15 protein-coding genes and 3 pseudogenes are annotated in these 22076 nt (G+C 72.4%); 5 read left to right on the forward strand and 13 right to left on the reverse strand.

Features of this window, described 5'->3' with window-relative positions; translation table 11 throughout:
- Positions 1-266: 266 nt before the first annotated feature.
- Positions 267-956: pseudogene (locus LCH29_RS26555) on the reverse strand (metal-dependent transcriptional regulator); the annotation flags it as partial.
- A 192-nt stretch (positions 957-1148) separates the two neighbouring features.
- Here LCH29_RS26555 and LCH29_RS26560 point away from each other — a divergent pair.
- The gene (locus LCH29_RS26560) at positions 1149-1904 is read left to right on the forward strand and encodes an SIS domain-containing protein (RefSeq protein WP_446464231.1); all 756 of its coding nucleotides are present in this window, start codon (positions 1149-1151) and stop codon (positions 1902-1904) included.
- Between the two features lie 17 nt (positions 1905-1921).
- Here LCH29_RS26560 and LCH29_RS26565 read toward each other — a convergent pair whose 3' ends face one another.
- Together LCH29_RS26565 and pdxH are read right to left on the reverse strand one after the other, a co-directional pair.
- Positions 1922-3433, reverse strand: a complete 1512-nt coding sequence (locus LCH29_RS26565; RefSeq protein WP_446464232.1) for a PAS domain-containing protein — start codon at positions 3431-3433, stop codon at positions 1922-1924.
- Between the two features lie 414 nt (positions 3434-3847).
- The gene (gene pdxH, locus LCH29_RS26570) at positions 3848-4477 is read right to left on the reverse strand and encodes a pyridoxamine 5'-phosphate oxidase (protein WP_446464259.1); all 630 of its coding nucleotides are present in this window, start codon (positions 4475-4477) and stop codon (positions 3848-3850) included.
- Positions 4478-5011: 534 nt separating this feature from the next.
- On the opposite strand from pdxH, the gene LCH29_RS26575 reads away from it, so the two are divergent.
- Positions 5012-6112 (forward strand): citrate synthase 2, encoded by a 1101-nt coding sequence (locus LCH29_RS26575; protein WP_446464233.1) that lies wholly within the window; start codon positions 5012-5014, stop codon positions 6110-6112.
- A 58-nt stretch (positions 6113-6170) separates the two neighbouring features.
- Here LCH29_RS26575 and LCH29_RS26580 read toward each other — a convergent pair whose 3' ends face one another.
- The 8 genes and pseudogenes from LCH29_RS26580 to LCH29_RS26615 form a co-directional block, all read right to left on the reverse strand.
- On the reverse strand, positions 6171-6791 hold the full coding sequence (locus LCH29_RS26580) for a TetR/AcrR family transcriptional regulator (RefSeq protein WP_446464234.1): 621 nt from the start codon (positions 6789-6791) through the stop codon (positions 6171-6173).
- Complete coding sequence (locus LCH29_RS26585) at positions 6788-7570, reverse strand: enoyl-CoA hydratase family protein (protein WP_446464235.1); 783 nt, start codon at positions 7568-7570, stop codon at positions 6788-6790. Before LCH29_RS26585 ends, LCH29_RS26580 begins: the two co-directional genes overlap by 4 nt.
- Positions 7567-9162, reverse strand: coding sequence for a 4-coumarate--CoA ligase family protein (locus LCH29_RS26590; RefSeq protein ID WP_446464236.1), 1596 nt, complete (start codon positions 9160-9162; stop codon positions 7567-7569). Before LCH29_RS26590 ends, LCH29_RS26585 begins: the two co-directional genes overlap by 4 nt.
- Positions 9163-9253: 91 nt before the next feature.
- On the reverse strand, positions 9254-10399 hold the full coding sequence (locus LCH29_RS26595) for an acyl-CoA dehydrogenase family protein (RefSeq protein WP_446464237.1): 1146 nt from the start codon (positions 10397-10399) through the stop codon (positions 9254-9256).
- Positions 10396-12456 (reverse strand): acetyl/propionyl/methylcrotonyl-CoA carboxylase subunit alpha, encoded by a 2061-nt coding sequence (locus tag LCH29_RS26600; RefSeq protein WP_446464238.1) that lies wholly within the window; start codon positions 12454-12456, stop codon positions 10396-10398. The genes LCH29_RS26595 and LCH29_RS26600 overlap by 4 nt, the downstream gene beginning before the upstream one ends.
- A gap of 16 nt (positions 12457-12472) precedes the next feature.
- On the reverse strand, positions 12473-14071 hold the full coding sequence (locus LCH29_RS26605; protein WP_446464239.1) for an acyl-CoA carboxylase subunit beta: 1599 nt from the start codon (positions 14069-14071) through the stop codon (positions 12473-12475).
- Positions 14068-15771, reverse strand: a complete 1704-nt coding sequence (locus LCH29_RS26610; RefSeq protein ID WP_446464260.1) for an acyclic terpene utilization AtuA family protein — start codon at positions 15769-15771, stop codon at positions 14068-14070. Before LCH29_RS26610 ends, LCH29_RS26605 begins: the two co-directional genes overlap by 4 nt.
- A 395-nt stretch (positions 15772-16166) precedes the next feature.
- Positions 16167-16964, reverse strand: a pseudogene (locus LCH29_RS26615) (TIGR03084 family metal-binding protein); the annotation flags it as partial.
- A gap of 221 nt (positions 16965-17185) precedes the next feature.
- Between LCH29_RS26615 and LCH29_RS26620 the strand changes: the two are divergent.
- From LCH29_RS26620 to LCH29_RS26630, 3 genes are all read left to right on the forward strand, one after another.
- Positions 17186-18376, forward strand: a complete 1191-nt coding sequence (locus LCH29_RS26620; protein WP_446464240.1) for a helix-turn-helix domain-containing protein — start codon at positions 17186-17188, stop codon at positions 18374-18376.
- A gap of 109 nt (positions 18377-18485) precedes the next feature.
- Positions 18486-18857, forward strand: a complete 372-nt coding sequence (locus LCH29_RS26625) for a hypothetical protein (protein ID WP_446464241.1) — start codon at positions 18486-18488, stop codon at positions 18855-18857.
- 140 nt (positions 18858-18997) lie between these two features.
- Positions 18998-19615, forward strand: a complete 618-nt coding sequence (locus LCH29_RS26630; protein WP_446464242.1) for a hypothetical protein — start codon at positions 18998-19000, stop codon at positions 19613-19615.
- Here the strand turns inward: LCH29_RS26630 and LCH29_RS26635 are convergent.
- Together LCH29_RS26635 and ltrA are read right to left on the reverse strand one after the other, a co-directional pair.
- Positions 19599-20042: pseudogene (locus LCH29_RS26635) on the reverse strand (RNA-guided endonuclease InsQ/TnpB family protein); the annotation flags it as partial. The gene LCH29_RS26630 and the pseudogene LCH29_RS26635 sit on opposite strands and share 17 nt — an antisense overlap.
- Positions 20043-20114: 72 nt before the next feature.
- Positions 20115-21911 carry a group II intron reverse transcriptase/maturase gene (ltrA, locus tag LCH29_RS26640; RefSeq protein WP_446464243.1) on the reverse strand — a complete coding sequence of 599 codons (1797 nt, stop codon included), beginning with the start codon at positions 21909-21911 and terminating at the stop codon, positions 20115-20117.
- Positions 21912-22076: the final 165 nt, after the last annotated feature.

Below are 22076 nucleotides of genomic sequence, written 5' to 3' on the forward strand. Positions count from 1 at the left end.
CCCCGCCCGCTCGATTTCCCCGAACTCCGGTCCAGACAAAAACCGTCACCGCAGGTAGCGCACACGCCGCAGGAGGGTGTGGGAGGAGGTGTGAGAAGCGCCCAGGGGTGTCTTGTCGATCAGGCCGGATCAGCGAGCGGCGTCAGGGGGCACCGCCCAGCGGTAGCTGGGGCGCAGGGGGCACCGCCCAGCGGTAGCTGGGGGAGCGACGAGCGCGGGGCCGCGAGATGCCGCCCGCCGCGGCAGCGGCTGATGTCACCGCGGCGTCGGGAGCCCACGAAGACGTGGGAGGCGATGTCCGCCTCCAGCTCGGCCGCTTCGCCGCTGCTGCCCACCAGGACGCCGCCCGGGGACTCCGTCACGCTCACCACCGAGCCCGGCTGGACCCCGGCCCTGCGCAGCGTGTACATCAGCTGGGCGTCCATCTGGATCGGCTCGCCGATGCGGCGCACGACCACCGTCTTGCCCTCGGTGCCGGGCGCCAGCTCGCGCAGGCTCACCATGCTGTCGTCAAGGAACGGGTCGGCCTCGCCCTTCTCGCCCAGCTCGTCCAGGCCGGGGATCGGGTTGCCGTACGGCGACTCGGTGGGGTGGCGCAGCAGGTCGAGCACCCGGCGCTCCACCGCCTCGCTCATCACGTGCTCCCAGCGGCACGCCTCGGCGTGGACCTGCTCCCACTCCAGGCCGATCACATCGACGAGCAGGCATTCGGCGAGCCGGTGCTTGCGCATCACGCGCGTGGCCAGCCGGCGGCCCTCCTCCGTCAGCTCCAGGTGACGGTCGCCCGCGACCGTCACCAGCCCGTCGCGCTCCATGCGCGCGACGGTCTGGCTGACGGTGGGGCCGCTCTGATCGAGCCGCTCCGCGATCCGGGCGCGCATGGGGACCACGCCCTCCTCCTCGAGTTCGAGGATGGTGCGGAGATACATCTCCGTGGTGTCGATCAATCCGGACATGCGTGCCCCTTGAGGTGTCGTGCGGTGGCCCTGAACCCAATTCTGACGCATCCCACCGACAAGAGAGCCGGATCGGCCACTGCCGTAGCGCTGGGCGGAGGTGGTATTGACAGCTTCATGATCCACAACGCAACGTGATCCGCGCCACGGGGATGTGGACCCAAGTTAACACCGACACGAAGGGCCTCGGCGATGAGCCAGAGCAAGCCGGCAGGGCGCTTTATCGACGCCGCGATCGGGCTGCTGCACAGGGTGCGGGACGAGGAGGCCGACCGCATCGCCGCGGCGGGCGGCCTGATCGCGGACGCGGTCACCGGCGGCGGCCGGATCTTCGTCTTCGGCGCGGGCCACTCCTCCCTGCCCGCCCAGGACGTCGTGTATCGCGCGGGCGGGCTGGCCCTGGTGAACCTGCTCCCGGTGCCGGGGGTGGTCGGCGTGGACATCGTGCCCGCGACGCTGGGCAGCGCGCTGGAGGGGGTCGAGGGACTGGCCACGGCCGTCCTGGAGACGGGGCCGCTGCGCACCGGCGATCTGCTGTTCATCATCTCGCTGTCCGGCCGGAACACGCTGCCGGTGGAGATGGCGACGGGCGCGCGGGAGCGCGGGGCCACGGTGGTCGGCGTGACCTCCGTGGCGTACGCGGCGACGACCAGGTCCCGTAACGCGTCGGGGACCTTCCTCAAGGACCATTGCGATCTGGTCCTCGACAGCAAGGTCGCGGTCGGCGACGCGGAGCTGACGGCGGAGGGCGTCGGGGCGCCCTTCGCCCCCGCGTCGACCGTGGTGACGAGCGCGCTGATGCAGGCCGTGGTGGCGGCGGGGGTGGAGGAGCTGGTGGCCCGCGGCGTACGGCCGCCCCTGCTGCGGTCGGGCAACGTGGACGGCGGCCACGAGTGGAACAGCCAGGTGATGACGGAGTACGGGGACCGGATCTTCTACCGGCGGTAGGAGATCCGGTCCCGTTGTCAGCGGGCCAGGTCCACCGCGGCCGCGACCCGGGCCGCCACGTCCTCCGCGTACGCCGTGTCCTGGCGGTCGAAGGGGCGGCGGGCCGGGCCGCGGAGGAACGTCAGGACGCCCAGGGTGCGGCCGCGGCTGCGCAGCACCGCGCACAGGGCGTGCACCGAGCCCTCCGGCCACTTGCGGGCCGCCGCCCACCGCGCCGCCGCCTTCTCGTCCGTACGCGTCGCACTCGCCCGCACCGAACCGCTGCGCTCGGCCGCCTGGAGCGCCGGGTGGCCCTCCAGATAGGTCACCGGGATGCCGCCCGGGGCGATCGGGGAGCACGGGCCCGCGGTGCCGCACGGCGTGGCCGCCGCCCGGAAGAGCCGGATCGGCTCCGGAGCGCCGGACGACAGCGCCTCCGGCGGCGCCGCCTCCGTACGGCGCTCCACGACCAGGTCGATCAGGGCGTGGTCGGCGAAGCCCGCGAGCGCGAAGTCCAGGTGGACCGAGGCCGCCTCCATCGGGTCCTCGCACTCGGCCGCCGCCCGTGCCGCCCGGTGCAGCTGGTTGCCGCGGAAGCGGAGCCGCGCGCTCTCCTGCTCGTGCTCCTTCGTCTCCGTCACGTCCTGGAAGATCCAGGCCACCCCGAGCGGCACCGGCTCCTCGGTGAGCGGCGAGGCCAGCCGCAGGAAGCCGCTGCGCCAGCAGCGGCGGGCCGGGGGCCCGTCCTCCGGGGCCTCGTCGGCCGCCTCGCGCAGCGTCACCCACAGTTCGGTGGGCGCCGGGGGCGCGCCCTCGGCGAGGACGTGCTGGAGCGCGTTCTCGGCCTCGTCCACGCCCTGCTCGAGGAACTCGCCCAGCGGCCGCCCGAGCGCGGCGGTGCGGCCGGTGCGCAGGGCGCCCGCCGCGTTGCCGTTGAGGATCGCCACCCGCAGGTCGGCGTCGACGAGGACGACGCTCCAGGACGCGTCCGCCAGCAGCGCTTCGCTCAGCGCGATCGACCGCTCCAGGTCCAGCTGCGCGTGCACCTCGCTGAACGCGCAGTACACCCCGGCCGGGCGGCCGTCCGCGCCCAGCACGGCGGACGACTGGGTGCGGACCAGGACCCGGCCGCCGTCCTTGGTCAGCAGCGCGAACTCGTGCACCCGGCGCCCGGTGGCGTCCAGGGCCTCCATCAGCCGCGCCTCGACGTCCCGCGCGTCCTCCGCGCGGGTCGCCCAGCCCGCCAGCCCCTTGCGCCCCACGGCCTCGGCCGCGGGCCAGCCGAGGATGCGCTCGGCCTCGCGGTTCCAGTGGGTGACGGTGCCGTCGGCATCGAACGCGCACAGCGCGGCGTCCATGCCGTCGAGGAGCGCGGCGAGCAGGTCGGAGTCATCCCGGCCGGGACTGGTCGCGGGCGCGGGCACGGCCGCCGACTGCGCCGGGACGGGACGTGCGGGACGCGCGGGTTCGGAGCGCTGCGGAGCGGTCACCGGACACCCCCTGCGGGACGTGGCGGACGTGGCTGCCTGTGGTGGTGCACGTCGGAACATTGAACTCGAACGTGACGCGCGCCACACCGGATTCCGCGAAATCGTTGCCTCTCGGAAATTTGCTTGTGTGCGGCGCGAGGGCGTTCCTAAGGTGTGGAGCACACGAGAAGGGAGGTGGTTCGGCAGATGTATCAAATCCGGACGCGTGAGGTGGCTGCGGGCTAGCAGTCCGTCGTCGCGCTCTGCGCATTCGCCGGACTGGCGCACGCAAGATGTGCGCAGCCGGCCAATCCCAAGCAGTCACCCGGCCCGCGGGTCGCCGGTACGTCCGACCGGCCCCCAGGCGCCCTCACCGGCGCCAGGGGACAGACCCGCGGGTCGTCTGCGTCTCCGGCTGTGTGCCGAGGCCCCGAGTGCTCTGCGCTCCCCGCGCCGGGACCGGGCGCCGAGGGGCCGCCGGACGTCCCGCACGCCTCACGGCGACAGGCGCTCGATCCGCCAGCCCTCCTCGCCCGGCGTCCGCACGTACCGCAGCCGGTCGTGCAGCCGGTTCTCCCGGCCCTGCCAGAACTCCACCGCCTCCGGCACCACCCGGAACCCGCCCCACTCCGGCGGCGCCGGCACCTGCTCCCCCGGCGGATAGCGGTCCGCCAGCTCCGCGTACGCCCGGTCCAGCTCCTCCCGCGCGCCGACCACCGACGACTGCGCGCTGGCCCATGCCCCCAGCTGCGAGCCGTGCGGGCGGGTCCGGAAGTACGCGGCCGTCTCGTCCCGCCCGGTGCGATGCGCGACACCCGTCACGATCACCTGGCGGGCGATGGGGTGCCAGGGGAAGAGCAGCGAGACCTGGGGGTTCTCGGCCAGTTCCCGGCCCTTCCGCGACCCGTAGTTGGTGTAGAAGACGAAGCCGCGCTCGTCGAAGCTCTTCATCAGGACCGTACGGGAGCTGGGGCGCCCGGCCGCGTCCGCCGTGGCGACGACCATCGCGTTCGGCTCGTAGATACCGCTGCCCACCGCCTCCTCGAACCACCGCGTGAACTGCTGGAACGGGGTGCTCCCGAGGGCCGCCTCGTCAACGCCCACCGCGCGGTAGTGCTCGCGCATGGCGGCCGGGTCGTACGTGCGCGCGGAGTAAGCCGAGGGGGAAGCCGGGGGCTCCGGGTCAACGTGAGGCACGCGCATATCTTGCAACATCATCGGTCCACCGCACGGGTTACCCCGAAAGAGCGATGCTCCCCCTCCCCCGCGTCGGGGGTCCGTAACCCTCCCCCGCCGCACAAGGGGTGTGCCACTTCTCACGCGCTCCCGTGACTGGCGCGGCCACCGCGCCGTGGCCGAACATGCGCCTGTCAGCGCGGTGCCCCGGCACCGGTTTTCGCCCCCGCTGGGTGACCACCGCGCGCACGGGGCACACCACCGGGTATCGGTACGGACCGCGAGCCGTCGGCCGTGGAGCCGTCCCGGGGCCGGACGACCCCCGATGACACCGTTCTCCGCCCCTCTGACGTTTCATCCGCACCAGCCCGTACGTTCCGCACCACACCGCACCTCCCGCACCAGCCCGCACCTTCCGCACCGCCCCGCACCAGCCGCACCAGCCGTTCGTCCACCCGTCGCCCACACATGAGGAGCCGCCCGATGTCCGACTTCGTACCCGGACTCGAGGGAGTCGTCGCGTTCGAGACGGAGATCGCCGAACCCGACAAGGAGGGCGGCGCGCTCCGCTACCGCGGCGTCGACATCGAGGACCTGGTGGGCCATGTGTCCTTCGGGAACGTCTGGGGCCTGCTGGTCGACGGCGCCTTCAACCCTGGGCTGCCCGCCGCCGAGCCCTTCCCCATCCCGGTGCACTCCGGCGACGTCCGGGTCGACGTGCAGTCCGCGCTGGCCATGCTCGCGCCCGTCTGGGGCCTCGAACCGCTCCTCGACATCGACGAGGCCCAGGCCCGCGACGACCTCGCCCGCGCGGCCGTCATGGCGCTGTCGTACGTCGCCCAGTCGGCGCGCGGCCAGGGCCGCCCGATGGTGCCGCAGCGGGAGATCGACAAGGCCGAGACCATCGTCGAGCGCTTCATGCGCCGCTGGCGGGGCGAGCCCGACCCCAAGCACGTCGCCGCCGTCGACGCGTACTGGACCTCCGCCGCCGAGCACGGCATGAACGCCTCCACCTTCACCGCCCGCGTCATCGCCTCCACCGGCGCCGACGTCGCCGCCGCGCTCTCCGGCGCGGTCGGGGCCATGTCCGGGCCGCTGCACGGGGGCGCGCCCTCGCGGGTGCTGGGCATGATCGAGGAGATCGAGCGCACCGGCGACGCCACGGCGTACGTCAAGAAGGCCCTCGACCGGGGCGAGCGGCTGATGGGCTTCGGGCACCGGGTCTACCGCGCCGAGGACCCGCGGGCGCGGGTGCTGCGGCGCACCGCCAAGGAGCTGGGCGCGCCGCGCTACGAGGTCGCGGAGGCGCTGGAGCGTGCCGCCCTGGAGGAGCTGCACAACCGGCGGCCGGACCGGGTGCTGGCCACCAACGTCGAGTTCTGGGCGGCGATCACGCTGGACTTCGCGGAGGTCCCCGCGCCCATGTTCACGTCGATGTTCACCTGCGCGCGGACCGCCGGGTGGAGCGCGCACATCCTGGAGCAGAAGCGGACGGGCCGCCTCGTCCGCCCCTCGGCGCGCTACGTCGGGCCGGGCACCCGCGGCCCGCAGGAGATCGACGGGTACGGGGACATCTCGCGGTAGCGGGCAGCGCGAGCGGGGGCGGGCCGCCCCCGCTCCCTACCTGGGCCGCCCCCGCTCCCTACCCGCCGTCCGCGCCCAGCGCCCCGTCCAGGATCCGCGCCCACTGCGCCACCACCCGCTCCCGGCGCGCGCTGTCGTCCGTCAGCAGATTGGCCAGGCCCAGGCCGCGGCCCATGTCGAGGAACCCCTGAATGGCCTCCCGGACCCCCGGCACCGTCTCGTCGGCGCCCAGCAGCTCCACCGCCATGCGGTGCGTCTCGCGGCCGATGCGGGACTCCAGGACGGTCACCCGGGCGCCCAGCTGGGGTTCGTACGACGCCGCGACCCACAGCTGGAGCGCGGCCCGGAACAGCGGGCCGGTGTACAGGTCGACCAGCTCGGTGACGACCGCGTGGGTGCGGGCCGTGCCCTCGCCCGCCGGGGCGAGGGTCCGCAGCTCCGCCGAACGCTGGTCCGCGACGTGCTCGACCGCGGCCGTGAACAGGTCCTCCCGGGTCGGGAAGTGATGCTGGGCCGCGCCCCGGGACACCCCGGCGCGCTCCGCGACCACCGACACCGTCGACCCCGCCCAGCCGTACTCGGCCAGGCACGCCACGGCGGCCTCCAGCAGCCGCTGCCGGGTCGCGCGGCTGCGGTCCTGCTTGGGGTCGCGCGGAGGCGTACGGGTACCCGGGCTCACTTCCCGGCCCCCGTCACCCACGCCGGATCCCGCCGCTCCCGGAACGCCGTCATCCCCTCCCGTGCCTCCGCCGACGCGAACAGCCGCGCCGACAGCTCCGCGAGCCCCTCCCCGTCCCGGTCGAACGCCCGCCGCACCTCGGCCGTCACCAGCCGCTTGGACTCCGCCAGGCCCTGCGGGGAACCGCGGCGCAGCCCGTCCAGTACGGGCGCGAGCACCCCGTCCGCTTCGCCCTCCGGGTCCGCCACCGTCACCAGGCCGATCCGGGCCGCCTCGGCGGCGTCGAACCGTTCCCCCGTGAGGTAGTAGCGGGCCGCCGCGCGGGCGTCCAGGCGGGGCAGCAGCGGCATCGATATGACCGCCGGGGCCAGCCCGAGCCGCGCCTCGGTGAACGCGAAGCTCGCGCCCCGCCCCGCCGCCGAGATGTCGCACGCCCCGAGCAGCCCGAGACCACCGGCCCGCACATGCCCGGTGACCCGCGCGACCACCGGCTTGGGCAGCTCCACGAGGGCGCGCAACAGCGCGACCAGCCCCTGCGCGCCCGACACGGCCGGGGGTTCGCGCAGATCCGCGCCCGCGCAGAACGTGTTGCCGGTGTGCGCGAGCAGCACCGCCCGGACCTCCGGGTCCGCCTCGGCCGCCGCCAGCCCGGCGCGCAGCTCGGCGACCAGGCGGGCGGAGAGGGCGTTGCGGTTGTGCGGCGAGTCCAGCGTGAGCGTCCTGATGCCGTGGTCGTCGGACGAGCGCACCAAGGGAGCGTCGGCGTGGTTGTCGGTCATGGGGTGGTCGAACTCCTCTCCCTGGCGCGCAGTTCGCGGCGCAGGATCTTCCCGGCGGCCGAGCGCGGCACGCTCTCCGTGAACTCCACGCGGCGGACCTTCTTGTACGGGGCCACCTGCCCGGCAACGTACGCGATCAGCTCGTCCTCCGAGATCCGGGCACCGGGCCCGCGCACCACGTACGCCTTCGGGATCTCGTTGCCGTCCCCGTCCGTCACGCCGATCACGGCGGCGTCGGCGACGGCCTCGTGCGCGATCAGCACGGCCTCCAGATCGGCCGGGGCGACCTGGTAGCCCTTGTACTTGATCAGCTCCTTCAGCCGGTCCACCACGAACAGCCAGCCGTCCGCGTCCACATGGCCGATGTCGCCGGTGTGCAGCCAGCCGTCCGCGTCGACCATGGCCGCCGTGTCGTCGGGCCGCCCCAGGTAGCCCTTCATCACCTGCGGGCCCCGGATCAGGATCTCCCCGTCCTCGCCGGGCCCCACATCCCGGCCGTCACGAGAGCCGCCGTCCCTCCCCACGATGCGCATCTCGGTGCTCGGCAGCAGCTTCCCCACCGTCCCCGGCGGAACGCCCTCCGCCTCCCGGGGCACCAGATGGCAGCACGGTGACAGCTCCGTCATCCCGAACCCCTGGAGCAGCGGCGGTACGCCCAGCCGCCGCGCGCACGCCTCCGCCAGCCGCGTGTCCAGCGGCGCCGCCGCGCTCAGCACGTACCGCACCGACGACAGGTCGTGCTCCGCCACCGCCGGGTGCTTGGCGAGCGCCAGCACGATCGGCGGCGCCACGTACAGCGCCTGCGCCTCGTACCGCTCGATCGCGGTCAGAAACTGGTCCAGATCGAAGCGCGGCAGCACGATCACCGTGGCACCGGCCCGCAGCGGGGCGTTCATGAGCGCCGTCAGCCCGTACGCGTGGAAGAACGGCAGCACCGCGAGCACCCGTTCGCCCGGCCGCGCCGGGACCAGCGCCTCGACCTGCGCCAGATTGGTCGCGACGCTGCGGTGCGTCAGCATCACGCCCTTCGGGCTGCCCGTCGTCCCCGACGAGTACGGCAGCACCGCCACGTCCTCCGCCGGGTCGATCTCCACCGCCGGCTCCGGCGCCGTGCCCTCCAGCATGTCGCGCAGCGAACGATGCCCGCCCGCCTCGTCGCACACGAAGATCTCCCGCACCCCGCCCGCCTGCTCCGCCGCCTGCCGCGCCACTCCCAGCAGCGGCGATACCGTCACGATCCACGTCGCCGCCGCGTCCCGCAGCTGCTGGGCGAACTCCTCGGCCGTCGACAGGGGATGCACCGTGGTGACCGCCGCGCCCGTGCGCGTCACCCCGTAGAACGCCATGGGATACATCAGCGAGTTGGGGCTGTGCAGCGCCACCACCTCCCCCTTGTGCACCCCCGCCGCCGCCAGCTCCGCGGCGATCCGGCGCGAGGCGTGGTCCAGCGCCGCGTAGCCGACGCTCTCCCCCGTCACGCCGTCGATCAGCGCCGTACGGTCCCCGAACTCCTTCGCCGCGCGGCCCAGCACCGCGTCGTGAATGGGCAGATCGACGGGCGGGACATCGGGAAACTCGCTGCGCAGCGCCATGGCCGCTCCCCTCGGGTCACTGTGCCTGCCAGTTGCCTTGCCTGTGCGCCTTCCCGTCCGTTCTGCCCCGCTCGTCGCGTCGGTACGACCGTCAGTACGACTTCGGCAGCCCCAGCGTCTGATGCGAGACAAAGTTGAGGATCATCTCCCGGCTGACCGGCGCGATCCGCGCCACCCGCGCCGCCGTGATCAGCTTCGCCAGCCCGTATTCCTCCGTCAGGCCGTTCCCGCCCAGCGTGTGCACCGCCTGGTCCACCGCCTTCACGGCCGCCTCCCCGGCCGCGTACTTCGCCATGTTGGCCGCCTCCCCCGCGGCCGCGTCCTCCCCCGCGTCGTACAGGTACGCCGCCTTCGCCATCATCAGCCGGGCCAGCTCCACCTCGATGTGCGCCTGGGCGAGGGGGTGTGCGATCGCCTGGTGCGCGCCGATCGGCTCCTTCCACACCTGGCGGGTGCGCGCGTAGTCCACCGCCTTCGCCAGCGCGTGACGGCCCATCCCGAGGGCGAACGCCGCCGTCATGATGCGCTCAGGGTTGAGCCCCGCGAACAGCTGCGCAAGACCCGCGTCCTCGTCCCCCACCAGCGCGTCCGCCGGGAGCCGTACGTCGTCCATGACGACCTCGAACTGCTTCTCGTTCGCGGCCAGTTCCATGGGGATGTGGTGGTACGAGAAGCCGGGGGTGCCGCCCGGGACGATGAACAGGCAGGGCTTGAGCTTCCCCGTACGCGCGTCCTCCGTGCGGCCCACGATCAGGGTCGCGTCGGCGATGTCCACGCCGGAGATGAAGACCTTGCGGCCGGTGAGCACCCACTCCGTGCCCTCGCGGCGCGCGGTGGTGGTGATGCGGTGCGAGTTCGATCCGGCGTCCGGCTCCGTGATGCCGAACGCCATCGTCACGCTGCCGTCCGCCAACCCCGGCAGCCAGCGGGACTTCTGCGCGTCCGTGCCGTACCGGGCGATCACCGTGCCGCAGATCGCGGGCGACACGACGAGCATCAGCAGCGGACAGCCCGCCGCGCCCAGCTCTTCGAGCACGATGGACAACTCGGCTATGCCGCCCCCACCGCCGCCGTACGCCTCGGGGAGGTTGACGCCGAGGTAGCCGAGCTTGCCCGCCTCAGCCCAGAGGTCGCGGGTGGCGGTGTCGAGGTTGTCCCGGCCGAAGGACGCGACCGCGGCGCGGAGGTCGGCCTGTTCCGGGGTGTCGATGGGCGTGTGCGCCCGGGCCTGGCTCATGTGCGGCTCCGTCCGTCGTCCTGGGGGGATGGCTGGTGCGGGGTGGCTGCCTCGGCTTTGGTGGCTGTTTCGTCGTGCGCGGCTGTTTCGTCGTGCGCGGCTGTTTCGTCGTGCGCGGCTGTTTCGTCGTGCGCACCTGTTTCGTCGTGGGGCGTGACGACCGCGAGCAGCGCGCCGACCTCGACCTGACGGCCCTCGGCGGCGTGCAGCGCGGTGAGCACCCCGGCGGTGGGGGCCGTGACGCGGTGCTCCATCTTCATCGCCTCCAGCCACAGCAGCGGTCGGCCCGCCTCCACGGGGTCGCCCACGGCGACGTCGGCGATCCGCACCACCGTGCCGGGCATGGGGGCCAGCAGGGAGCCCGGCGCGGTGCGGGCGGTGGGGTCGGGGAAGCGGGACAGGGGGGTGAGGGTGTGCGATCCGAGGGGCGCGTCGACGTATATGCGGTCGTCGTGGCGTGAAACGTCGAACTTCCGCCTGATGCCGTCGACTTCGAGGACGACATGGTGCGGCGTCGCCCGGAGCAGCCGGAGGTCCGGGAAGCCCTCCGCGACGAGGCCGTCGCGGGTGAGCCGGTAGCGGACCTCGTGCTCGGTGCCGTCCGCTGCGCGGTACGTCTTGATCTGCGGCTGGGACGGCACGTTCCGCCAGCCCCCGAGCCGCCCCGCCACCGTCGCGGGCCGATCCGATGCGTCGGCCAGCGCGGCGGCGAGGGCGGCCGGGGCCAGGCCCTCCCCGTCGTCCTCGGTGAGGGCGTCGAGGTGGCGTTCGAGGAAACCGGTGTCCATGCGTCCGGCCTCGAACTCCGGGTGCCGCAGGGCCCGTACCAGCAGGTCGCGGTTGGTGACCGGGCCGTGGATCCGGGCGCGCTCCAGCCCGTGGGCCAGCCGCCGCAGCGCCTCGGCGCGGGTGGGCGCCCAGGCGATGACCTTGGCCAGCAGGGGGTCGTAGTGGACGCCGATCACGTCCCCGTCCGCGATGCCGGAGTCGACGCGCAGTCCGGGGAGGTCCAGCCGCCGCATCACGCCCGCCTGCGGCTGCCATCCCCGCCCCGGGTCCTCCGCGTACAGCCGCGCCTCGACCGCGTGGCCGCGCGGGGAGGGGGGCTCGGGGTCCAGGGGTCGGCCCTCGGCCACCCGCAGTTGGAGGGCCACCAGGTCCAGCCCGTACACCTCCTCCGTCACCGGGTGCTCGACCTGGAGGCGGGTGTTCATCTCCAGGAAGTACGCCCGGCCCGCCGACGAGACCAGGAACTCGACGGTGCCCGCGCCCTCGTACCCGATGGCCCGGGCCGCGTTCACCGCCGACTCCTCCAGCAGGCCGCGCAGTTCGTGGCCGAGGCCCGGGGCCGGGGCCTCTTCGACGACCTTCTGGTGGCGGCGCTGGAGGGAGCAGTCGCGGGTGCCGAGGGACCAGACGGTGCCGTGGGTGTCGGCCAGCACCTGGACCTCGACGTGGCGGGCGCCCTCGACGTACGGCTCGACGAACACCTCGCCGTCCCCGAAGGCGGACGCCGCCTCCGCGCGGGCGGAGGTCAGTTCGGCGGCGAGCGCGGGCGCCTCGCGGACGACGCGCATGCCGCGGCCGCCGCCGCCCGCCGCGGCCTTGATGAGGACGGGCAGGTCGTCCGCGGCGACCCGGTCGGGGTCGAGGGAGTCGAGGAGGGGGACGCCCGCGTCGCGCAGGAGCCGTTTGGCGCGGGTCTTGGAGGCCATGGCCTGCATCGCCGCGGGCGGCGGCCCGACCCACAGCAGCCCCGCGTCGCGTACGGCCTGGGCGAAGGCGGCGTCCTCGGAGAGGAAGCCGTAGCCGGGGTGGACGGCGTCGGCGCCCGCCGCCAGGGCGGCCTTGGTCAGCACGTCGCCGCGGAGGTAGGTGTCGGCGGGGGCGTCACCCGGCAGCCGTACGGCCGTGTCGGCCTCCCGGACGTGCGGGGCGTCGGCGTCCGCGTCGGAGTGGACGGCGACGGTGGCGATGCCGAGTTCCCGGCAACTGCGGATGACGCGGCGGGCGATCTCGCCGCGGTTGGCGATGAGGAGGGTTCGGATCACGGACATCACGGCGGGGTTTTCCTCACATCCGGAAGACGCCGAAGCCACCGCGCGCCCCCTCGACGGGCGCGGTGTGGACGGCGGAGAGACAGAGGCCGAGGACGGTGCGGGTGTCGCGCGGGTCGATGACGCCGTCGTCGTACAGCCGCCCGGAGAGGAAGTGCGGCAGCGACTCGGACTCGATCTGCTGCTCGACCATGGCGCGCAGGGCGGCGTCGCCGTCGTCGTCGTACGGCTGCCCCTTGGCGGCGGCGGACTGGCGGGCGACGATCGACAGCACCCCGGCGAGCTGCTGCGGGCCCATGACGGCGGACTTGGCGCTGGGCCAGGCGAAGAGGAAGCGCGGGTCGTACGCGCGGCCGCACATGCCGTAGTGGCCCGCGCCGTAGGAGGCGCCGATGAGGACGGAGAGGTGGGGGACGCGGGAGTTGGAAACCGCGTTGATCATCATGGCGCCGTGCTTGATGATCCCGCCCTGTTCGTAGGCGCGGCCGACCATGTAGCCGGTGGTGTTGTGGAGGAAGAGGAGGGGGATGTCGCGCTGGTTGGCGAGCTGGATGAACTGCGCGGCCTTCTGCGACTCCTCGCTGAACAGCACCCCCTGGGCGTTGGCCAGGATGCCGACGGGATAGCCGTGGAGGGTGGCCCAGCCGGTGGCGAGGCTGGCCCCGTACAGCGGCTTGAACTCGTCGAAGTCGGAGCCGTCGACGATGCGGGCGATGACCTCCCGGGGGTCGAAGGGCACCTTGAGGTCGCCGGGGACGATGCCGAGCAGCTCGTCGGCGTCGTACTTCGGCGGCTCGGCCGGGCCCGGGTCGGGGTGGGCCTTGCGCCAGTTGAGGCGGGCGACGACGCGGCGCGCCTGGTGGAGGGCGTCGGGCTCGTCGGTGGCGAAGTAGTCGGCGAGCCCGGAGGTGCGGGCGTGCATGTCGGCGCCGCCGAGGGATTCGTCGTCGCTCTCCTCGCCGGTGGCCATCTTGACCAGCGGCGGACCGCCCAGGAAGACCTTGGACCGCTCCTTGACCATGATCACGTGGTCGGACATCCCCGGGATGTACGCGCCTCCGGCGGTGGAGTTGCCGAAGACCACGGCGACGGTGGGGATGCCGTCGGCCGACAGCCGGGTGAGGTCCCGGAAGAGGGCGCCGCCGGGGATGAAGATCTCCTTCTGGGAGGGGAGATCGGCGCCGCCGGACTCGACGAGGCTGACGACCGGGAGGCGGTTGACGCGGGCGATCTCATGCGCGCGCAGGATCTTCTTCAGCGTCCACGGATTGCTGGCACCGCCCCGCACGGTCGGATCGTTGGCGCTGATCAGGCACTCGACGCCGGAGATCACGCCGATGCCGGTGACGACCGAGGCGCCGACCGGGTAGTCGCTGCCCCAGGCGGCGAGCGGGGACAGCTCCAGGAAGGGCGTATCGGGGTCCAGGAGGAGTTCGATGCGCTCCCGGACGAGGAGCTTCCCGCGCTTGCGGTGGCGCTCGACGTACTTCTCGCCGCCGCCCGCGAGCGCCTTGGCGTGTTCCGCCTCCAGTTCGGTCAGCTTGGCGAGCATCGCCTCGCGATGGGCCGTGTAGTCGGCGCCTGCGGGGTCGAGCGCGGACGCGAGCACGGTCAAAGCAGTACCTCCGGTATGTCGAGGTGGCGCGAGCGCAGCCATTCGCCGACCGCCTTGGCCTGCGGGTCGAAGCGGGCCTGCGCCGCGACGCCCTCGCCGAGCAGGCCGTCGACGGTGAAGTTGAGGGCGCGCAGACGCGGGAGTTGGTGGCGGGTGATCGGCAGATCGGCGGTCTCCGGGAGGAGTTCGCGGAGCCGGGCGGGGGTGAGGGTGTGGACCAGCCAGCGCCAGGCGTCGTCGGTACGCACCCACACGCCGATGTTGGCGCTCCCGCCCTTGTCGCCGCTGCGGGCCCCGGCGACCGCGCCGAGGGGCGCCCGGCGCGTGGGGCCGCTGATCGGCTGCGGCAGCGGGGGCTCGTCGACGGGCATGAGGTGCCGGGTGTCCGGAGCCGGGGCGATCGCGGTCCGCGTGCCGTCCGGCAGGACGGCGATGTGCGGAACTGCGTCGTGCGGGACGTACGCCGCCTCGAACACCCCGTACGGGGCGGCCTTGCCGGGCGGGGCGGTGACGTGGAAGCCGGGCAGGCTGGCGAGGGCCAGTTCCACGGCCGCGCCGCTGACCGCCCGCCCCACGGTGTCCGGGTCGCGGTCCCGGACGACGAGCCGCAGCAGCGCGCTCGCCTCCTCCTGCACGTCCGCGTCGGGGCGGTCGGTGCGGGCCAGCGTCCAGCGGACCTCGGCGGGGCGGCGCTTGGCGAGGGCCGCCTCCATCTGGTCCCGTACGAGGGCGGCCTTGGCATCGATGTCGAGCCCGGTGAGGACGAAGACGATTTCGTTGCGGTACCCGCCGAGCCGCGTCAGCCCGGCCTTCAGGGTCGGCGGCGGCGCCTCGCCCCGTACGCCGTGGATCCTCACCCGGTCGGTGCCGTCCTGGGTGAGCCGTACGGAGTCCAGCCGGGCCGTCACGTCCGGCCCGGGGTAGCGGGCGCCCGCCGTCTCGTACAGCAGCTGGGCCGTGACGGTGCCGACGGTGACGGCACCGCCGGTACCCGGGTGCTTGGTGATGACGGCCGACCCGTCCGGGTGGATCTCGGCGAGCGGGAAGCCGGGGCGGCGCAGGTCGTCGATCTCGGTGAAGAACGCGTAGTTCCCGCCGGTCGCCTGCGTCCCGCACTCCAGCACATGCCCGGCGACCACGGCCCCGGCCAGCGCGTCCCAGTCGTCCGCCGCCCACCCGAAGTGCGCGGCGGCGGGCCCGGTGACGAGCGCGGCGTCGGTGACCCGCCCGGTGACCACGACGTCCGCCCCGCCTCGTAGACACGCGGCGATCCCGCCGCCCCCGAGGTACGCGTTGGCGCTGACCACCCCCGGCCCCCAGTCCCGCGCCCCCAGCAGATCGTCGCCCTCCACGTGCGCGACCCGGCACCCGATCCCGAGCCGCTCCGCGAGCCCCCGGATGGCGTCGGCCAACCCGCCCGGATTCAGCCCACCCGCGTTGGCGACGATCCGCACGCCCCGCTCGACGGCGAGCCCGAGGGTGTCCTCCAGCTGACGGAGGAAGGTGGCGGCGTAACCGCGGGAGGGATCCTTGGCCCGGTCCCGCCCGAGGATCAGCATGGTCAACTCGGCGAGATAGTCCCCGGTCAGGACATCGAGCGGCCCGTCGGTGAGCATCTCGCGCAGCGCGTCGAAGCGGTCCCCGTAGAACCCGGAGGCGTTGCCGATGCGGAGGGGTTCCGGCGCGTTGGGTCCGGTGATGGTCACGCGGCACCCCCGCCGGGTGCGGGGCCGTCGGTGGGCGCGGTGCCCCGGGTGGGTGCGGTGCCGTCGGTGACGCCCCCGCCGGGCATGGCACCTCGGGCAGGTGCGGTACCGCCACCGGGCGGGGTGCCGTCGCCGAACGCGGGGCCGCCGGTGGGCGCGCCCCCACCGGGTGCGGGGCCGCTTGCGGACGCGACACCCCCGGTGGGCGCGGGGCCACCCGTGAATGCGTCACCGCCGGGCGGGGTGCCCCCGGTGGGCGCGGGGCCTCCGCCGGACGTAGCGTCACCGCCGGGCGCGGCCGGTTGACCGGGTGCGTGCTCGTCGGCGGGTGCCGTACCGGCAGGGCGGGCTCCGCCAGCGGGCGGGGCGGCCGTGCCGGGCACAGCCGGTCCACCAGCCGCACCTCCGCCCGGCCGTCGCCCTTGCCCCGGGGGGCCCGCGAAGGCCTGGGCGATGTCCAGCCAGTGGTCCGCGTCGGGGCCCTCGGCCCGTACGGCCAGGTCGTCGCGGTGGGCGCGTTGCGTGACCAGCAGGCAGAAGTCGAGCGCGGGGCCCGTGACGCGTTGGGCCGCGTCCTCGGGGCCGTACGTCCACACCTCGCCACCCGGTGCGGTGAGTTCGACGCGGAACTCCTCGGCGGGCGGCTCCAGACCGCGCACCGCGTAGGCGTACCCCCGGGCCCGTACGCCGATGCGGGCCACGTGCCGCAGCCGGGCGGTGGGGGTGCGGCCCACGCCCAGCGCGTCGGCCACGTCCTGGCCGTGCGCCCAGGTCTCCATCAGCCGCGCCGTCACCATCGACATGACGCTCATCGGCGGCCCGTACCACGGCAGCCGGGCGCCGGGCGGCTGCGCGGCGAGCACCCGCACCAGCCGCTCCCGCCCCTCCCGCCACCGCTCCAGCAGCACGGCAGGCGGCTCGGCCGCGCCGCGCTCCGCACCCTCGTCCACGAACCGCTCCGGCGCGGCAAAGGCCTTCCGCACCTCCTCGGCGAACCCCTCGGGGTCCTCGGCCGCCTGCACCGCCCGCGCGTCGGTCCAGGCGAGGTGGGCGATCTGGTGCGCGATGCTCCACCCGACGGCCGGTGTCGGCGTACGCCATTGCTCAGCGGGCAGCCCGGCCACCAGACCGTCCAACTCCTCGCTCTCGGCGCGCAGATCGCCGAGCAGGGCTTCCGTATCGGACACGCGGGACTCCCGGTCGTGATGCGGCGGTGCGGAGCGTCGGGAGTGAGCGTGGCAGCGCGACAGGAAACAATCAAGCATGCTTGCATGATTTTTGACAGGCCGGAGCGGCGGCCACGACATGGGGACGAAGTCCGAGCACCGCCGCGGGGTAACCAGGCCGGATTTCCGCAGGTTTGCCCGGGGGTACCGTTCATCGTGTCACGGCCAGAAGGGGGTTCCGTATGCCCGACAACGGTCAGGACCACATCGGCGCGCGACTGCGCGAAATCCGGAAGCGACGGCGGCTCACCCAGCGCGGGTTGTCGGAGGCGTCCGGGGTTTCCCTGTCGTGGATCAGGAAGCTGGAACAGGGCGAGCAGCAGGACACCCGCCTCGAGACCGCCCGAAAACTGGCGGCAGCGTTGGGGGTGTCCACCACGCGGCTCATCGCCGAGCACCGCGAGGACAGCGCGGACGACCTGACGATGGCACGCTGGGAGCCGGTACGCCAAGCCCTGTGCGCCCCGATGCCCCACGCCGGTTCGGGGCAGGAACCCACCCTCAAGGGGGTCGACGAGGCCCTCACGGCCGCCCTTCCGTTCTTCTCCGGCGATCGCTTCGCCGACCTCCGCCCCGTTCTCCCCCCGCTGCTGCGCGATGTCGACGCCCTCGCCGAACTCGACCCGCGCGGTCGACGTCTGCGCGGTCGGCTGATGCAGCTCACCGGGTGGCTGATGGTGCAGACGCGCCAGTTCGACGCCGCCGAGAAAGCCCTCGACCGGGCCGCGGAGGATGCCGCGGACCGCCTCGACGGTGCCGCCATCGCGAGCACGCGCTGCTGGCTGCTGCTGCGTCAAGGCCAACTCGCGCAGGCTCGCGCCGTGGCCGAGCGCGAGGCAGACGACGCGGAGCCGCGCCTGTCCCGCGCCACGCCCGCTGAACTGAGCGCTTGGGGTTGGCTGCTCCTGCGCGCGTCCGCCGCCGCGGTGCGGGACAACGAGTCCGACGTCGCTACGGACGCTCTGCGGCTCGCCCACTCGGCCGCCGTCGCCATGGGCCGCGAGTTCGCCCCCGACGGGGACTTCCTCCGAGCTTTCGGCCCTGTGACCGTCGCCCTCAAGCGGGCGGAGAACGCGATGGTCGCGGAGGAGCCCGAGCGCGTCCTGAGCCTGGCGGCACGCATCCCCGCCGGAGGTCTCCGTCCGACGTCGAACAACCGAAACCGTCATCTGCTGGACGTGGCCAGGGCTCACGTGATGAAGCGGCGGCACGCCGATGCCTTCGGGGTGCTGCAAGGCGTCTGGGCCGATGCCCCGGAATGGCTGCCCAACCAGCACTACGCGCGGGACATCCTCGGCGACATCATCGCCAAGCGGAGGACCATGACCCCCGAGATGCAGAGCATGGCGGACGCGCTCGGGGTCCCGCTGTGACGCTGGGGGGTACTTCCCCGACCCCGCAGACGAAAGTGCCATTGATCGGCTACTCAGAGCGAACTTGGCGTCACGTCACGGGACCGAACTTCATCGAAGGAGCCGTGACGTGTTCACCAAGTCACCTGGAACCCCGGCGGGAACTGCCCTGCGCCTGCTGCCGTGGTCCAGCCCGGACGGCAAGCCGTGCTATCTGGCCCCCGGCGACGGCAATAGCCCTCTGAGCCGACGGGCCGACGAAGTCGAGGCCCTACAGCTGAGCATGGGGGCTCAGCTCCTCGCCCATGCGCGCGCTTTACTCGACGACCGAAAGGCGAGCGCCGGGGAACTGCGCTTCCTGGCCACCCGGCTGACCGAGGCGCTACGCGATGTCCTACGAGTCGCCGAGAGCCGGGGCGAGCGCCTGCCCGCGTACGACGACGGCGGCGACACCGAACCACATGGCCATCCTGCGCCCTCGGAGGCGGCGGAGTCGTCGTGACTGCCCACACCCGCGTTAGCCGGAAGTTAGCAGGGGCGGGAGTCCTGTTAGCGGGGCGGCAGTTTTGCGGTAGCGGCCCCGACCAGAGTGGTTGTCGTACCGAGGAGACCACGACACCGACTGCCACGGGGGGACCCCAAATGAGCTCCAACACCACCGTCCGCACCACTCGCCGCCACACCCTGCGCGTTGCCGCCGCGGCCCTGATCGCCGCCGCCGGCCTCAGCCTGACCGCCTGCTCGGGCTCGGACACCGCCGGCCCGAAGCCCGCAGCCGCCGCCTCGTCCGCCTCCGCCGGGGCCCAGGGCTCCGACGCCAAGGTCGACACCAAGGCAGGCAAGGCGACGTCGCCGTCCCACACCCAGAAGCTGGTGGACGGCAGCACGGCAGAGATCTACGAGCTCGGCGAACAGCACTACCGCCTCAAGATCGTCAACGATGGCTCCGAACTGGCCACGATGGAGGCGAAGGAGGGCGACGCCGGGCTCGACGCCAACGGCATGTACGTCGTGCTCACGGCGGGCGGCGAGGTCCGCTCCTGGATGGGCGGCGAACACCAGGGACCGGGCACCTTCAAGCTCGCGGGCGGTTGGACGGCCAAGGTCACGAAGGTCGGCGAACTCCACTACCGTGCGAAGATCTACGGCTTCGAGGGCGAGGCCGCCACGATCGAGGCGAACAAGAAGGACGCCGGGCTCGACGCCAACGGCAGCTCCATCGTGCTCAGCTCCGGCGGCGTGATCAGCTCCCACGATTGACGTGCTCCCCGGCCTGAAGTCCGGGAATTCCTGCCACGGTCGGGTGACCGTCTGGGTGGCTTCCTGCTTCAACGCGCTGCGCCAGGACTTTCGCCCTGGTCTTACCTGCGCTCTGCGAGGCGTTTGGCCTGTCCGCCCGTCCGGCGGCCAGGGTGTTCCGGGAAGCGTTGTCGTCGCGGTCGTGGACGGCCCCGCACCCTGCGCATGTCCATTGGCGGACGTGGAGGGGTTTGGGGCCGTCCTTGACTCCGCACTCGGAGCAGACTTGCGAGGTTGGCTCGAACCGTCCGATCTTCCCGAAGTACCGGCCGTGCTTGATGGCCTTGTATTCCAGCATGTTCACGAACGCCGACCATCCGGCGTCATGCACGGACTTGGCCAGCCGGGTCCGCGCGAGACCGGACACCGCGAGGTCTTCCACATACAGTCGGGTAGCCGGGACGCATTGCTGCGTCCCGGCCCCCTCAGAACCGTGCATGCGATTCACACCGCACACGGCTCAAGCAAGCCCTACGGGCGTCGCAGGTTCCTGCTGTCTGGTCCGTCTGCCGTCATGAGCATGGTGCTGTCGGTGACAGTCGGCGTGTACGAGGCGAAGATTCGTGCGTTCGTCCGTTCCCCCATCGCGCCGGTAGACGAAATGGTGCTTGTTCAGCGCCTTCTTGGAGGCGGCGAACCATGCAATCCACTCGCGTGGGCTCTCCGGTTCGTACTCGGCACCTGGGATGAGCGCCTGACAGCAGAGTGGGCAGAGCCCCTTCTGCCGGTACGCCAGGGACAGGCTGACCTTGTCCATCGGCGGCGGCGTCTTCTTGCGGCGGCGAGTCTCCCAATATCCGATCAGCGCCGGGTCGTCCAGGGACGCTCGGTACTTGGTCAGTGTGTGGCGGACGATGCCGGTCCAGGCGAACTTGGGCAGGTAGGCGCCGCTGCTGCGGTCACCGAAGACCCAGTTGTCATTCCTGGACTTGTTGAACTTGCCGAAGTATCTCTTGACGATCCAATTCTTCGGCTTCTTCGGGTGCTGACGTTTCGCCCACCGGTAGGTGAGCTTGAAAACGTAATGATCCAGCAAGGCGAAAGTCCTGCTGGACACCACCGTCCGGTAGTAAGCCGACCACCCTCTCACGATGGGGGTCAGCTTCAGGACGACAGCCTGTTCGTTGGCCCCGTTGAGGGTCACGATTTCTGCCTTCATCCTGGCCCGGATCCTCTTGACCGCGTCCTTGCTCGGTTTGACGAGAGTCTTGCTCCCGTAGCGCCTGACGTTGAACCCCAGGAAGTCGAACCCCTGCGAGAGGTGCACGACCCTGGTCTTCTCCTCATTGAATCGAAGACCTCTTGGGGCCAGCCAGTTTCCGAGCGCCTTCCTGACTTGCTCCACTTCGCTTTCGTCATGACACAAGGCAACGAAATCGTCCGCGTAACGAATCAGGATGGGAGTGCCCTTCGCCGCAACAGGAGGTTTCCCCTTCCCTGCGCTTTGGTATCGGCACCCGGCGGCTTCCTCCATCCCGTGCAGTGCAATGTTCAGCAGCAAGGGACTGATGACCCCGCCTTGCGGGGTCCCCTCTTCAGTAGGAGCGAATCGCCCGTAGTCCATGACCCCGGCCTTCAGCCATCCTCGGATGAGTTCCCTTCCGGGGAACTCGCCGACAGCGTCGAGCAGGTGGTCGTGACTGATGCGGTCGAATGCTGCTGCCAGGTCCGCGTCGAGGACCCACAGGCGCTTAGCGTCCTTGCGGGCGGTCGCGCCGAAGATGGCCTCAATGGCGTCGTGGCACCCCCGACCGGGGCGGAAGCCGTACGACCTCGCCTCGAACCGGGCCTCCCACTCGGGTTCCAGCGCGTTCTTCACGCGGGCCTGGAGTACCCGGTCACGGATGACCGGGATGCCGAGTGGTCGCTGTTTCCCATTGCTCTTCGGAATGTACACGCGCTTGACCGGCATTGCCCGCCAAGGAGTCGACGCCCAGTGGGTCTGGGATGCCAACTCGCCCCGCGCCTTCGGCGTCAGAGCGATTTCCTTATCGACGCCTGCCGTCTTGCGCCCAGCGCTCTGCTGCGCGACACGCTTCACGCTGACCAGCGTGTTGCTGCGGCTGCGCAACATGAGCTTTTGCAGGTTGCGGACCTTCTTGAGGTCCCCTTCCTGCGACGCCCTGAAGATCCTACGCCTCAGTCGCCGTACCTCATCCTCGCAACTGGCCCAGTCGATGCTGTGCCAGTCGATGGACTGGTCCTCCGGTCCGTTCACCGGAGCGTTCGGGTTCTCGACCGTGGCCTGAGTTCCCATCTTTCCCCCCAGCGCCTAACTTGTCCTTCGGTTCCGGTTTCTTTGCACGTGAGTCTTCAAGGCTCACCTGACCCACGTCAGCTCCCTTTCGGGCCGAGCCAGAGGGCTCGTATCCGGTGGGTTATGCGGGGGCAGAATAGGAGTCCTGCCATGCCCCGGTTTCCC

The sequence above is a fragment of the Streptomyces sp. BRA346 genome (assembly GCF_052851135.1).

Coding starts and splice junctions, on each gene's coding strand:
- LCH29_RS26560 (WP_446464231.1), top strand. CDS start 1,149: ATGAGCCAGAGCAAGCCGGCAGGGCGCTTTATCGACGCCGCGATCGGG.
- LCH29_RS26565 (WP_446464232.1), bottom strand. CDS start 3,433: ATGTTCCGACGTGCACCACCACAGGCAGCCACGTCCGCCACGTCCCGC.
- pdxH (WP_446464259.1), bottom strand. CDS start 4,477: ATGCGCGAGCACTACCGCGCGGTGGGCGTTGACGAGGCGGCCCTCGGG.
- LCH29_RS26575 (WP_446464233.1), top strand. CDS start 5,012: ATGTCCGACTTCGTACCCGGACTCGAGGGAGTCGTCGCGTTCGAGACG.
- LCH29_RS26585 (WP_446464235.1), bottom strand. CDS start 7,570: ATGACCGACAACCACGCCGACGCTCCCTTGGTGCGCTCGTCCGACGAC.
- LCH29_RS26590 (WP_446464236.1), bottom strand. CDS start 9,162: ATGGCGCTGCGCAGCGAGTTTCCCGATGTCCCGCCCGTCGATCTGCCC.
- LCH29_RS26595 (WP_446464237.1), bottom strand. CDS start 10,399: ATGAGCCAGGCCCGGGCGCACACGCCCATCGACACCCCGGAACAGGCC.
- LCH29_RS26600 (WP_446464238.1), bottom strand. CDS start 12,456: ATGTCCGTGATCCGAACCCTCCTCATCGCCAACCGCGGCGAGATCGCC.
- LCH29_RS26620 (WP_446464240.1), top strand. CDS start 17,186: ATGCCCGACAACGGTCAGGACCACATCGGCGCGCGACTGCGCGAAATC.
- LCH29_RS26630 (WP_446464242.1), top strand. CDS start 18,998: ATGAGCTCCAACACCACCGTCCGCACCACTCGCCGCCACACCCTGCGC.
- ltrA (WP_446464243.1), bottom strand. CDS start 21,911: ATGGGAACTCAGGCCACGGTCGAGAACCCGAACGCTCCGGTGAACGGA.